A 12,471-nucleotide genomic window follows, 5' to 3' on the forward strand; every position below is an offset into this window, starting at 1 on the left:
TTTCTGATTTTTATGTTACCACTTTTGAATTTTTATAACAACCTTTGCATAAAAATACCCTAATCGTGTGAGACTAGGGTGCAAGAAAGAAGCCACCCTTTCCGGTCTCACAGGACTGAATTAAAAGGTTATTATTATGAAGCAATCTGCTTAGATTGTTTTATTTGTTTCGTTTCCGGTAGTAGTAGATTTAACAGTACACCTACAATTGCTGCTAGTGCCATTCCTTCTACTTGGAATGATTCTCCTACGTGAAGTACCGCTCCACCAATACCGATTACTAATATTACTGATGCAATCATTAAGTTTCGTTTGTCACTTAAATCTGTTTTATCATCTACCATCATGCGTAATCCGCTTGATGCGATTACACCGAATAGTAAGATTGATACACCACCCATAACTGGTGTTGGGATCGAATGAATCAGTGCAGAAATCTTACCGATAAATCCGAACATGATTGCGAATACTGCTGAACCGATGAATAAGTATACACTGTATGCTCTCGTAATTGCTAGCACACCGATGTTTTCACCATACGTTGTATTCGGTGGCCCACCGATTAGTGACGCGATTAATGTTGCTACTCCGTCACCGAAGATTGAACGGTGTAAACCTGGTTTTTCAATTAAATCTCTTTTAATAACATTTCCAAGAACAATTTGATGTCCGATATGTTCTGATATTGTTACTAGTGCAACTGGTACCATCAAGAGTACAATCTTCCATGAAAACTCTGGTGTGTATGTTACAAATGGTACTGTGAAATCTGGTACAACAAACCATTTTGCCTCAGCTACCGGCTTTAAGTCTACTAGCCCTTGGAAGTAAGCGAAGATATATCCGCCGATAATGCCAAGTAACACTGGTATGATACTGAAAAATCCTCTTCCAAATATCGAGCATATAATTGTAATTGCTAATGTTACTAACGCTACTGAAAAGTGTGTAAAGCTATATTTGCCATCCGCACCGTTCATCGCCATGTTAACTGCTGTATGTGCTAAAGCTAGACCGATTACCATTACTACTGGACCAACTACGATTGGTGGTAGTAATTTCATAATCCACTCTGATCCTGATTTCTTAATTCCGAGTGAGATTAAGATGTACACAAGTCCTGCTAGCAAACCACCAAGCATTGCCGCTCCCGGTCCACCTGCCGTTTTCGCTGTTATAATCGGTGCGATAAAGGCGAATGATGATCCTAGATAAGCAGGTACTTGACCTTTCGTTATAAGAAGGAATGCTAACGTTCCTAATCCACTTGATATTAATGCTACTGATGGATTCAATCCTGTTAAAAACGGAACAAGCACTGTTGATCCAAACATCGCGAACAAATGTTGTATACTTAAAAATAACCATTTTCCCGGTTTCGGTACTTCATTAACGTCTAACACTGGCTTTTGTTCCATTGTTACATCCTCCTTCAGTTTAAATCTTTACAATAAAAAAACTCTTTGTGCCTGTGCACAAAGAGTCCTACACTTTCGTATGCCAAATTTGACATATGAAAGCCAAGACCCTTTGGCAGCCTCACAGGACTACATTTAAAAGGGCTTTACTTATCGTATATGCTTACTCGATCTTGTTGATCTGTCTCTTGCAAATCAACTTCGATACGCTCTTCACTTGATGTTGGAATATTCTTCCCTACATAATCAGCGCGAATTGGTAATTCGCGATGACCTCTATCAACAAGAACCGCCAATTGGATTTGAGATGGTCTACCTAAATCCATAAGAGCATCCATTGCTGCTCGAACTGTTCTTCCTGTATATAATACGTCATCCACAAGGATAACTTTTTTCTTCGTAATATCTACAGGGATATCAGAACCTTTTACAAGTGGTTCTTTATTTTTCGATTGTAGTGTTAAATCATCACGATATAACGTAATGTCTAACTCTCCAACTTCCATTTCTTTTCCTTCAATTTGACCAATTCGTTCTGCCAAACGTTGTGCAATAAAAATTCCACGAGTTTTAATTCCGACAAGAACACAATTATCGACACCTTTATTTCGTTCCACGATTTCATGACTAATTCGTGTTAAAGCGCGGCGAATCATTTGGTCATCTAAAACGACAGCTTTCTCTTGCATGCTCTACACCTCCAAGCTTTTTTCTTGCGTGAGAGTAATGGTATAAAAAAAGTCCTCTCAGCGTGTGCGAGAGGACTTTTGAAAAAAGGGTACAACATACCCTAAGTATTTCAAACCGTTACCTTCTCAACCTCACGGGGCTGTGTTAAAGGATCATTATTTAACTGTTGTCAGTATCTCAATTTTCTTATGATTTGTCAATACTATTTTCGTAAAATATTTAATGCGTCTTCAAACACTTCTGGAATCGGTGCCTCAAACTGAATATATTCACCCGTACGAGGATGATCAAAGCCTAAAATACCCGCATGAAGTGCTTGTCCATTCATATCTAACGTTTTCTTCGGACCATACTTCGGATCTCCTGCAAGTGGATAGCCAATATATTTCATATGAACACGAATTTGGTGCGTACGTCCCGTTTCTAAGCGACATTCTACAAGTGTAAAGTCTTTAAAGCGTTCTAACACTTGGAAGTGCGTAACAGCGTTCTTACCATTTTCATCAACTGTCATACTTTGACGCTCTTTCTTATCACGAGCAATCGGAGCATCAATCGTTCCCTTATCATGCGGAATCACACCGTGTACAATCGCTTTGTAACGTCTCGTTACTGTTTTTGCTACAAGCTGATTCACAAGCGATTCATGTGCCATATCATTTTTAGCAACCATTAATAGTCCAGATGTATCTTTATCAATACGATGCACGATACCTGGACGCATTACACCGTTAATGCCTGATAAGTCTGTACAATGATGCATAAGGCCATTTACAAGTGTACCACTTGTATGCCCTGGTGCTGGATGTACAACCATACCACGTGGCTTATTTACAACAAGCACATCTGCATCTTCATAATAAATTTCTAAATTTAAATCCTCTGGTTGAATATCTAACTCTTCTGGTTCAGGAATTGTTACTGTAATTTCATCTTCTTCTTTTACTTTATAATTCCCTTTTACCGCTTTCCCGTTTACTGTCACAACGTCATCTTTAATCCATTGCTGCACTTGCGTACGTGACCATTCGTTATTTATCCCTGCAACGAATTTATCAATTCGCTCATTTTTTTGCTCTGCTGCAACTGTTACTTGTACTACTTCACTCATTCAATTACTCCTTCGCTTTCTTGCCTTCTAATAATGTTTGAATAATAATTAATACAACACCAATACATAATGCTGAATCAGCTATATTGAATACTGGATAGTTGTACGAGAAAATATACACGTGAATGAAATCCACTACTTCTTGTCTAAATACACGATCAATAAAGTTACCAATTGCCCCGCCCAAAATTAGGCCTAACGAAATACCTAGAAGTTTGTCTGTTTTCGCATACTTTTTCATATAAAATACAATAAACACTACAAAAACAACTGTAATAATGTAGAAGAACCACATTTTATTTTCTAAAATACCCCAAGCAGCGCCTCTATTTCGATGTGATGTTATGTATAATACATTGTCGATAATCGGAATACTCGTACCCAATTCCATGTTCTTTACAATTAACCACTTCGATATTTGATCGATAGCAATGACGAATAACGCTATTACATAATATATCATTTTCATTTCCCCCACAAAGACAGTGTACCTCAAAATTTTAGCATAGCTGCTACCTTTTCACAATGAACCTTTATAGAAGAATAAAATAAATTAAAAAAAGGTAATATAATATCGTTGTGCGTATTCATACATTTACCTTTTCATAAAAGAATTCATGAATCGTACGGGCAGTCGGCATTGTCTTCATTTGCTTTGTCGAAATTAATCTCCCCGTCTCTTCACAAATACCATACATGTCTATTTCCATTTTAAATAATGCGCGTTCTACATCCTTTAAATCCTCTTTTATATCATGTAATAGCAATTTTTTCTTTATCTCTTCCTTAATTTCATATCCAAGCTCTTGGCTGAACTCGACATCATATTTGTGCATTACTTCTTTAGCTAGTCTCTCTTGCAACTCTTTTCTCATCAATTGCAATTCTTCTTTTATTTCCATGTAAATTTCATTCACGTGTACATTCCTCCTAGCTGTAATGTACAGTTAGTGTGTCCGAAATTTATTTGCTTACCTCACACACATTTTTCCTTCACAGGAAAGAGTCTGAAAGTGATTTTGATATGCCATAAACAAAAAAACTGACTGCATCAATAGCAGTCAGCTTTTTTTATTATTTTACATAGTTTTCTTTAACAACTGTTGCACAACGCTCACATAATGTTTCATGTTCAGCATCTTTACCAATTGTTTCTGAAACTACCCAACAACGTTCACATGTTTCACCAGTTGCTTGAGCAACAACAACCGCTGTATGTTCATACTTCGGTGCATCTGCTGGCGCTTCATCCATCATACCACCAAGTTTATACTCAGAAACGATGAATAATTGCTTTAAGTCTTCGCTAATAGACTCTAACATAGCTTTCATTTCTGCAGTTGGATATAGCGTAATGCTTGCATTTAATGACTTACCGATTACTTTTTCATTACGAGCTACTTCTAGTGCTTTTAACACGTCATCACGTAATGTCATAAATGCATCCCATTTTGTTTTTAACGCTTCCGCATCATCTAATTGTACAGCTTCTGGCATATCAGTTAATTGTACACTTTCTTCTGTTACGCCTGGAATGTATGGCCATACTTCATCAGCTGTATGCGGTAAGATTGGTGTTACAAGTTTCGTTAACGCAACAAGAACATCATATAATACAGTTTGAATCGCACGACGATCTTCGTGGTTTGCACCTTCAATATATAAAATGTCTTTTGCAAAGTCTAAATAGAATGAACTTAAATCAATTGTACAGAAGTTATGAATTGCATGATACACAGCAGCGAAGTCGTATGTCTCATATGCTTCTTTAACTTTTGTAATTAAGTCATTTAATTTCACTAACATGTAACGATCTACTTCACGAAGTTCAGCTACAGCTACTGCATTTTCACTTGGCTTAAAGTCGTCTAAGTTTCCTAATAAGAAACGGAATGTGTTACGGATTTTACGATACACTTCTGCTACTTGTTTTAAAATATCATCTGAAATACGTACGTCAGATTGATAGTCAACAGAAGATACCCATAAGCGTAAAATGTCTCCGCCTAATTGATCCATAATTTTCTTCGGTACGACAATGTTTCCAATCGACTTACTCATCTTACGTCCTTCACCATCTAGTACGAAACCGTGACTTAGTACGCCTTTATATGGAGCTTTACCTGTTACAGCAACTGCTGTTGATAATGAAGAGTTAAACCAACCACGATACTGGTCAGATCCTTCTAAATATAAATCAGCTGGACGCTGTAAATCTTCGCGCTCTTCTAATACCGCTTGGTGAGAAGAACCTGAATCGAACCATACATCCATGATGTCTGTTTCTTTACGGAATTCGCCATTTGGGCTACCTGGATGTGTAAATCCTTCTGGTAATAGATCTTTCGCTTCACGCTCGAACCATACGTTAGAACCGTGTTCACGGAATAAATCTGCTACATGGTTAATTGTTTCATCCGTAATAATTGGATCACCATTCTCAGCATAGAATACCGGAATTGGCACACCCCATGCACGCTGACGAGAAATACACCAGTCACCACGGTCACGAACCATATTATGAAGACGAGTTTCTCCCCATGCTGGTACCCATTTTGTTTCTGCTACAGCTTCTATTAATTCTTTACGGAATGCTTCAATAGATGCAAACCACTGTGCTGTCGCACGGAAAATAATTGGTTTTTTCGTTCTCCAATCATGTGGGTATGAATGTGTAATGAATGTTAGTTTCAGTAACGCGCCTACTTCTTCTAATTTTTCTGTAATTGGTTTATTAGCTTTATCATAGAATAAGCCTTCAAATCCAGGTGCCTCATTTGTTAATACACCTTTATCATCGACTGGGCAAAGTACTTCTAATCCATACTTTTTACCAACAACGAAGTCATCTTCCCCGTGTCCTGGTGCTGTATGAACACAACCTGTACCTGCATCTGTTGTTACGTGGTCTCCTAGCATAACTAATGAATCACGATCGTAGAATGGATGTTTTGCAACTGTGTACTCAAGTTCGCTACCTTTTACTGTTTTCACAACTTCAGCATTTTCCCACTCTAACGTTTTTGCAACTGTCTCAAACAGCTCAGAAGCAATGATATATTTCTCATCGTTTACTTTTACAATGCTATATTCAAGCTCTGGGTGAACAGAAATACCTAAGTTTGCAGGTAATGTCCAAGGTGTCGTTGTCCAAATGATGTACTTTTCATCACCTTCTAATACGTTCTTTCCATCTTTTACAGGGAATGCTACGTAAATAGATGCTGATTTTTTATCTTGATATTCAATTTCAGCTTCCGCTAAAGCAGATTCACTCGTTGGAGACCAGTAAACTGGTTTTTGACCTTTATAGATATAACCTTTTTTCGCCATGTCACCAAACACTTTGATTTGTTGTGCTTCATAAGCTGGCTCTAAAGTAATATATGGATTATCCCAATCTGCACGTACACCTAGACGCTTAAATTGTTCACGTTGACGTTCTACTTGTTCATATGCATACTCTGCACATAACTTACGGAACTCAGCAACTGTCATTTCTTTACGTTTTACACCTTTATTTGTTAAAGCTTGTTCAATTGGTAAACCGTGCGTATCCCATCCTGGAACATATGGCGCACTAAAACCAGTCATTGATTTATAACGAACAATAAAGTCTTTTAATACTTTATTTAATGCATGTCCCATATGAATGTCACCATTCGCATATGGAGGTCCATCATGCAATACAAATAAAGGACGTCCTTTTGTATGTTCTTGTACTTTTTCGTAAATATTCATTTCAGCCCATTTTTCTTGCATTGCAGGCTCACGTTTTGGTAAATTCCCACGCATTGGGAACTCTGTTTTTGGCATCAGTAATGTATTTTTGTACTCCATGCTCAATTCCTCCTTACATGTATAAAAGAAACACTTAAAAAACGGAATAAAAAAGAGACCTTCTCATCCCAAAAAGGGACGAGAAAGTCTCCCGCGGTACCACCCTAGTAGATCATATACATATGTATAGAATCCTCTTTATATTCTTAACGCGAATACACGCCTACGCTTACTCTATTTGTTCAGCGCGGAACTCCAGGGTGATATTCCCACTATCTCCTTATCCTGAGCTTACACCATCCTCAGTTCGCTATATAAGGTTTGAAAAGGTACTTATCCCTATCTTCGTTTTTCTTAATAAATATGTTGTTTAAAATTATATGTAATAATGAGAAAAACGTCAAGCTTACACTGTTTCTTCTTTTTTCAACAGTTCATCTACTTCGTCTTCTAATTCAATTAGTTTATCCCAATCATCGTTGTTTAACATCTCAAGCTGTGTTTCTAATAACATACGGAAACGAGTTCGGAATACTTTCGCTTGTTTCTTTAGCTCTTCAATATCAAAAGCAACTTTTCTTGATTTTACTAATGCTTCGTTAATAATACGATCAGCATTCTTTTCAGCTTCACGCACAATTAATTTCGCTTCTTTTTGCGCATTACGTTTTACTTCTTCCGCTGCTTCTTGTGCAACGACGATAGATTTGTTTAACGTATCTTCAATATTAGAGAAATGATCTAACTTCCCTTCTAACTGCGCAACTTTTTCTTCTAAAGCTTTTTTCTCACGAATGACCAATTCATAATCTTTGATAATTTGATCAAGAAACTCATTTACTTGATCTTCATCATAGCCACGGAATCCGCGACCAAATTCTTTGTTATGAATATCTAATGGTGTTAACGGCACAACGCCACCTCCAAGTAGTTATCTAAATTTCCTCTTTCAATTATATCTTTTCTTCGACAAAATAGGAGGATTTCCTTCTAAAAAACCAATCATTTTAGTATACCATACAAAATTCTCCATTTGTCGCGTTTTGTTCTACCTTCTACAGAAAATAATTTACTTCGGCCATATCCTCTAACAGAAAAAACATCTCCTGGATAGCATTCATAAGAAGTTTGCTCCACTGTTTTCCAATTGACTTTTACTAAACCATTTTTTATGAAAGGTTTTACTTTCTGTCTAGATAAATGTAACATTTCAGCTAACATAACATCTAAACGAAGTGAAGAAACCGTTCCAGATTTCTCTCCCCACGTTTCATCTATCTGTAGAATTTGTTCTCCTTGCACTGACGCTAAAGAGACTTTTACTTTCCCTATTGATTGTAAGTTCATCTCAATATACGATACAATTTCTTTCGCAACTACAATTTGGGCACGATTTTCTTGCAGCAAAATATCACCACATTTTTCTCTTGTTAAACCAAGAGACATAAATGTACCTAATATTTGCCTATGTTCTAGCGTATAAAACTTGGAAGGATAGTCAATTTCTAATACTTCTACTTGAAATTCTTCTTCATTTAATTCTAGATAGTCTGGATAAATAAGTGCTCTTTTACGCTCTGCATTAGGCGTTGCACCACCAAATTGTACAGCAACATCACCTTGTCCTATTACCATAGAAACAATTTGTTGTTGCCTAGGATCAAGAAAATCCGTTAACTTCACTTGATGGTACTCCGCCGCTCGCTTCCACTCTAGCACTTTATCCACAAAGACCTCCTCATCAGGCCTAAAATGTTCGTAGATGCTCATGTATTTACCTTCTTACTATAAGAAATAGCTTAATAAACTGAACAAACCAGTTTTAGCAAGTTTCAACGCAAAGATCGCAACGATTGGAGAAATATCAATCATTCCAAGCGGCGGAATAAAGCGGCGGAATGGTTCTAAATACGGTTCACAAATACGTGCCAGGAACTCTCCAAAAGATGATTCCTTTGCACCAGGAAACCATGATAGGAGAATGTAAATAATAAGTGCCCACGAGTAAATCTCGATAGCATAACTTAACACTATAAAAACTGTTGTCATGGCGTATTACCACCTCTTTATATTTGTTTCTTCTTCTTCACCGAATAACTCTGAAATCGCACCAACAATATCTACATTTTCAGGTGTACACATAAATGTTTTCGGCCCTATTTTTTGAATGTCCCCGCCTATAGCGTATACAGTACCACTTAAAAAGTCAACGATACGTACCGCTTGATCAGTAGACATTCTCTGCAAATTAATTACAACAGCTCGTCTACCTTTTAAGTGGTCCGCAATCCCTTGTGCTTCCGAATATGTGCGTGGTTCTAATAAAACAACTTTTGAAGATTGTTTTGCTGTTTCAATACTCACAACATTTTGCTTCGGTTGCGCTTTCGGAAACGTAACGTCTTGTTGTTCTGGTGGATCTTGCTGCTTTTTCATGTCTGTTTGCTCCTTTTCATAACCATATTGAGCTGCTTCTTTTTCTTCCGGTGTATCAAAAAAGAAGTATTTTACTTTTGACCAACTCATAATAAGATTCTCCTTCCTTTTACGCTTTTCCTACTAAAATCGTTCCCAAACGAATATATGTAGCCCCTTCTTCAATTGCAATTGTATAATCGTTGGACATTCCCATTGATAATTCTTTACATGGCGCATGTAATAACTCTAGCTCCTGCACCTCTGTTTGCAGCATACGTAATTCCTTAAAACAGCGTCTGATTTCTTCCTCTTCTTCTGTAAATGGAGCCATCGTCATTAGTCCAACCACTTCAATTTTATCGAATTCTTGCAAACTTTGAATAAAAGAAACAACCTCTTCTATTGCCAATCCTTGCTTCGATTCTTCAGATGAGGTTTTCACTTGAATAAAGCATTTCACTTTCTTATCAGCACGTTTCTGAATTTCTTTCGCCAGCGAAAGACGATCTAACGAATGTAAATAATCAATTTCATTAATGATTTCTTTTACTTTTCTCGTTTGTAATGAGCCAATAAAGTGCCAATTAACTTTTGAACCGAAATGCTCGTATTTCTGTAAGAAACCTTCATTTCTATTTTCACCTAAATCGATAATTCCAGCTTCAATTACTTCGTTTGTTTTTTCAATCCCTACAGTTTTTGTAACTGCAACAAGTTTAATATCTTGCAACGAACGTCCAGCTCGAGCGCAAGATTCTTTAATAGCTTCATTTACAATTACTAAATTTTCTTGTACTGTCACTTGCTTCCTTCCTCCTTAAAACCTATGAAACTCAACATTCTTCCTGTCTTACCTTGATCACGACGATGAGAGAAAAATAGTTGCTCTTCACAGCTTGTACAAAGAGATGACATTACAATATGCTCTTCTTTTATGCCTGCTTGTACACATAATATACGATTAATTTCTTTTAAATTAATTGCGTACTGCCCGTCAGAAATTTTTTGATGAGGAACAGCACCGCTAACTACTTCCTGTGCTGCTGTTAATACACGATCATCCACAACATAACAACAAGATCCGATCGACGGCCCAATTGCAACATGAATTTCATCACTTGAAATACCTTCTGCATTCCACTTTTGAATCATTTCCTTTGCAATCTCTTGTACAGTGCCTTTCCATCCAGCATGCGCAAGTCCTATCATACCATGTGATGGTGCATAAAAATAGAGCGGAACACAATCCGCGTAACAAGACGTTAACAGAACATCTTCATTACTCGTATAAATGCCATCTGTTTTTGAAATGCCGTCCTCATATGAATAGACACCACTTCCCTTTTCCTGTTGCCCTACTTTTTCAACATGATGAGCATGAACTTGTTCAGAGCAAATCCAGTTTTCTAATGGTTTTTGTAACTTATTTGCTAAAATGCGTCTGTTTTCATGAACGTTCTCCACGATATCATTCACATGTAATCCTAAATTCATCGCATGAAAGGAGCCCGTACTTATCCCACCATCTTTTGTCGTAAATCCAGCAGTAATGTTTCCAAGTTCTTTCCACGCTTGTAAATACAGTATACCGTCCACATATTTAAATGGTTCTCTCATAATAAAGCGGCTCCTTTTAATTAAAATAACAGAAAAAAGCATGGTACTTCCTGTCTATTTTACCATACTTTTATTTTTTCATAATCCTAACAGAAAAAAAAGAGGAATTTGTAATATTCTTTATGAAATTGTCGGTGTTTGTATTGATTCTGTTACAGAATTAACAGGATTTACTCTTACAAGTATGACATCTTCCCCAATTTTCACAATTTCCTTCCAAGGAATTACAATCTCAACATCTTTTCCAAAAATACCTAGCATACGTGTCTGTTTGGAAATAATAACAGAACAAATTTTCCCTGTGTTCATATCAATTTCAATATCTCCAATATTCCCAATCCTTTTTCCATCTGAAATATTTATAACATCCTTCATCTGTAACTCTGAAATTCGTATCACCATTTTTATCCTCTCCCTTATATGACAAATTGGAAACTGTTTCTCATATTTACAGGAAGCCACCTATACGAAACACCATGCTAGTTTCATTATATGAACACTAATCCCCTACTATGAGCACAAACCATATTACATATAAAAAGGTCTCACCATAATTGGTGAGACCTTATCCTTGAATCGTTTTATTCATTTGTTTAATGGCTGACTTCTCTAAACGTGATACTTGCGCTTGGGAAATCCCAATTTCTTCTGCAACTTCCATCTGTGTCTTTCCTTGGAAGAAACGTTTTCTAATAATCATTTTCTCTCTATCATTTAAACGCTTCATTCCTTCTTTCAATGCTAATTCTTCAACCCACTGCTCGTCCTTTTGTTTTTCATCACTTAACTGATCCATAACAAAGATAGGATCTCCCCCATCATTATAAATCGGTTCAAATAATGAAACTGGATCTTGAATCGCATCTAAAGCAAATACTATCTCTTCATGAGTTACTTCTAGCACTTTTGCAATATCCATTGCTGTTGGTTCTTTTGAATTTTCTGCAATCAATTTTTCTCTTACTTGCAAAGCTTTATACGCAATATCTCGCAATGAGCGCGATACGCGAATCGGATTATTATCACGCAAATATCTGCGTATTTCCCCAATAATCATCGGCACAGCATACGTTGAAAATTTTACATTTTGGCCTAAATCAAAATTATCAATTGATTTCATAAGTCCGATGCAACCAACTTGAAATAAATCGTCAACATATTCTCCTCTGTTATTAAATCTTTGGATGACGCTCAGTACAAGACGTAAGTTTCCATTCACTAATTTTTCTCTTGCGCTTATCTCTCCACTTTGCATTTCACGAAATAATTTACGCATCTCTTCATTTTTTAATACTGGAAGTTTAGCTGTATCAACACCGCAAATTTCTACTTTGTTTCTCGTCAAAGTGTTCCCTCCTATCGGGAGTTGCTGTACAGTGTAAAGTATTTCCTTTGAAGGGGATTTTATGCATGTGGTTTTTTCACGATTTATTATTT

14 protein-coding genes and 1 other annotated feature are annotated in these 12,471 nt (G+C 36.7%); all 14 genes read right to left on the reverse strand.

Annotated elements, in window-relative coordinates:
* Window positions 1-134 precede the first annotated feature (134 nt).
* Window positions 135-1,418, reverse strand: coding sequence for a uracil permease (gene uraA / locus DN401_RS18265; protein ID WP_000435928.1), 1,284 nt, complete (start codon window positions 1,416-1,418; stop codon window positions 135-137).
* A gap of 146 nt (window positions 1,419-1,564) precedes the next feature.
* Entirely contained in the window at window positions 1,565-2,107 is a 543-nt protein-coding gene (gene pyrR / locus DN401_RS18270) for a bifunctional pyrimidine operon transcriptional regulator/uracil phosphoribosyltransferase (protein WP_001156491.1), read from the reverse strand.
* A 203-nt stretch (window positions 2,108-2,310) separates the two neighbouring features.
* Window positions 2,311-3,219, reverse strand: coding sequence for an RluA family pseudouridine synthase (locus DN401_RS18275; RefSeq protein WP_000005829.1), 909 nt, complete (start codon window positions 3,217-3,219; stop codon window positions 2,311-2,313).
* A gap of 4 nt (window positions 3,220-3,223) precedes the next feature.
* On the reverse strand, window positions 3,224-3,682 hold the full coding sequence (gene lspA / locus DN401_RS18280) for a lipoprotein signal peptidase LspA (RefSeq protein ID WP_000642180.1): 459 nt from the start codon (window positions 3,680-3,682) through the stop codon (window positions 3,224-3,226).
* Between the two features lie 124 nt (window positions 3,683-3,806).
* Entirely contained in the window at window positions 3,807-4,136 is a 330-nt protein-coding gene (locus DN401_RS18285) for a TraR/DksA C4-type zinc finger protein (RefSeq protein WP_001002956.1), read from the reverse strand.
* Window positions 4,137-4,293: 157 nt separating this feature from the next.
* Entirely contained in the window at window positions 4,294-7,059 is a 2,766-nt protein-coding gene (gene ileS2, locus DN401_RS18290; protein ID WP_000455951.1) for an isoleucine--tRNA ligase, read from the reverse strand.
* 71 nt (window positions 7,060-7,130) lie between these two features.
* Window positions 7,131-7,354, reverse strand: a binding site (T-box leader).
* A 51-nt stretch (window positions 7,355-7,405) separates the two neighbouring features.
* The gene (gene divIVA / locus DN401_RS18295; protein WP_001131611.1) at window positions 7,406-7,912 is read right to left on the reverse strand and encodes a septum site-determining protein DivIVA; all 507 of its coding nucleotides are present in this window, start codon (window positions 7,910-7,912) and stop codon (window positions 7,406-7,408) included.
* An 89-nt stretch (window positions 7,913-8,001) separates the two neighbouring features.
* The gene (locus DN401_RS18300; protein WP_149287898.1) at window positions 8,002-8,769 is read right to left on the reverse strand and encodes a YlmH family RNA-binding protein; all 768 of its coding nucleotides are present in this window, start codon (window positions 8,767-8,769) and stop codon (window positions 8,002-8,004) included.
* Between the two features lie 15 nt (window positions 8,770-8,784).
* Window positions 8,785-9,048 carry a YggT family protein gene (locus tag DN401_RS18305; protein ID WP_000214233.1) on the reverse strand — a complete coding sequence of 88 codons (264 nt, stop codon included), beginning with the start codon at window positions 9,046-9,048 and terminating at the stop codon, window positions 8,785-8,787.
* A 6-nt stretch (window positions 9,049-9,054) separates the two neighbouring features.
* Window positions 9,055-9,525 (reverse strand): cell division protein SepF, encoded by a 471-nt coding sequence (locus DN401_RS18310; RefSeq protein ID WP_000119129.1) that lies wholly within the window; start codon window positions 9,523-9,525, stop codon window positions 9,055-9,057.
* Between the two features lie 19 nt (window positions 9,526-9,544).
* The gene (locus DN401_RS18315) at window positions 9,545-10,219 is read right to left on the reverse strand and encodes a YggS family pyridoxal phosphate-dependent enzyme (protein ID WP_000218005.1); all 675 of its coding nucleotides are present in this window, start codon (window positions 10,217-10,219) and stop codon (window positions 9,545-9,547) included.
* A complete protein-coding gene (gene pgeF, locus DN401_RS18320; RefSeq protein ID WP_001209008.1) occupies window positions 10,216-11,034 on the reverse strand; it encodes a peptidoglycan editing factor PgeF in 819 nt (272 codons plus the stop codon). Before pgeF ends, DN401_RS18315 begins: the two co-directional genes overlap by 4 nt.
* 120 nt (window positions 11,035-11,154) lie before the next feature.
* On the reverse strand, window positions 11,155-11,436 hold the full coding sequence (locus DN401_RS18325) for a YlmC/YmxH family sporulation protein (protein ID WP_000236745.1): 282 nt from the start codon (window positions 11,434-11,436) through the stop codon (window positions 11,155-11,157).
* Window positions 11,437-11,599: 163 nt separating this feature from the next.
* The gene (sigG, locus tag DN401_RS18330; protein ID WP_000197755.1) at window positions 11,600-12,379 is read right to left on the reverse strand and encodes an RNA polymerase sporulation sigma factor SigG; all 780 of its coding nucleotides are present in this window, start codon (window positions 12,377-12,379) and stop codon (window positions 11,600-11,602) included.
* Window positions 12,380-12,471: the final 92 nt, after the last annotated feature.

The sequence above is a fragment of the Bacillus sp. BF2-3 genome (genome assembly GCF_008368795.1).
GTDB classification, from domain to species: domain Bacteria; phylum Bacillota; class Bacilli; order Bacillales; family Bacillaceae_G; genus Bacillus_A; species Bacillus_A cereus.

What these genes read in the sequence shown, in the direction of transcription:
- DN401_RS18310 (WP_000119129.1), bottom strand. Translation starts at nt 9,525, where the DNA reads ATGAGTTGGTCAAAAGTAAAATACTTCTTTTTTGATACACCGGAAGAA.
- uraA (WP_000435928.1), bottom strand. Translation starts at nt 1,418, where the DNA reads ATGGAACAAAAGCCAGTGTTAGACGTTAATGAAGTACCGAAACCGGGA.
- DN401_RS18305 (WP_000214233.1), bottom strand. Translation starts at nt 9,048, where the DNA reads ATGACAACAGTTTTTATAGTGTTAAGTTATGCTATCGAGATTTACTCG.
- lspA (WP_000642180.1), bottom strand. Translation starts at nt 3,682, where the DNA reads ATGATATATTATGTAATAGCGTTATTCGTCATTGCTATCGATCAAATA.
- DN401_RS18300 (WP_149287898.1), bottom strand. Translation starts at nt 8,769, where the DNA reads ATGAGCATCTACGAACATTTTAGGCCTGATGAGGAGGTCTTTGTGGAT.
- pyrR (WP_001156491.1), bottom strand. Translation starts at nt 2,107, where the DNA reads ATGCAAGAGAAAGCTGTCGTTTTAGATGACCAAATGATTCGCCGCGCT.
- ileS2 (WP_000455951.1), bottom strand. Translation starts at nt 7,059, where the DNA reads ATGGAGTACAAAAATACATTACTGATGCCAAAAACAGAGTTCCCAATG.
- DN401_RS18275 (WP_000005829.1), bottom strand. Translation starts at nt 3,219, where the DNA reads ATGAGTGAAGTAGTACAAGTAACAGTTGCAGCAGAGCAAAAAAATGAG.
- pgeF (WP_001209008.1), bottom strand. Translation starts at nt 11,034, where the DNA reads ATGAGAGAACCATTTAAATATGTGGACGGTATACTGTATTTACAAGCG.
- DN401_RS18325 (WP_000236745.1), bottom strand. Translation starts at nt 11,436, where the DNA reads ATGGTGATACGAATTTCAGAGTTACAGATGAAGGATGTTATAAATATT.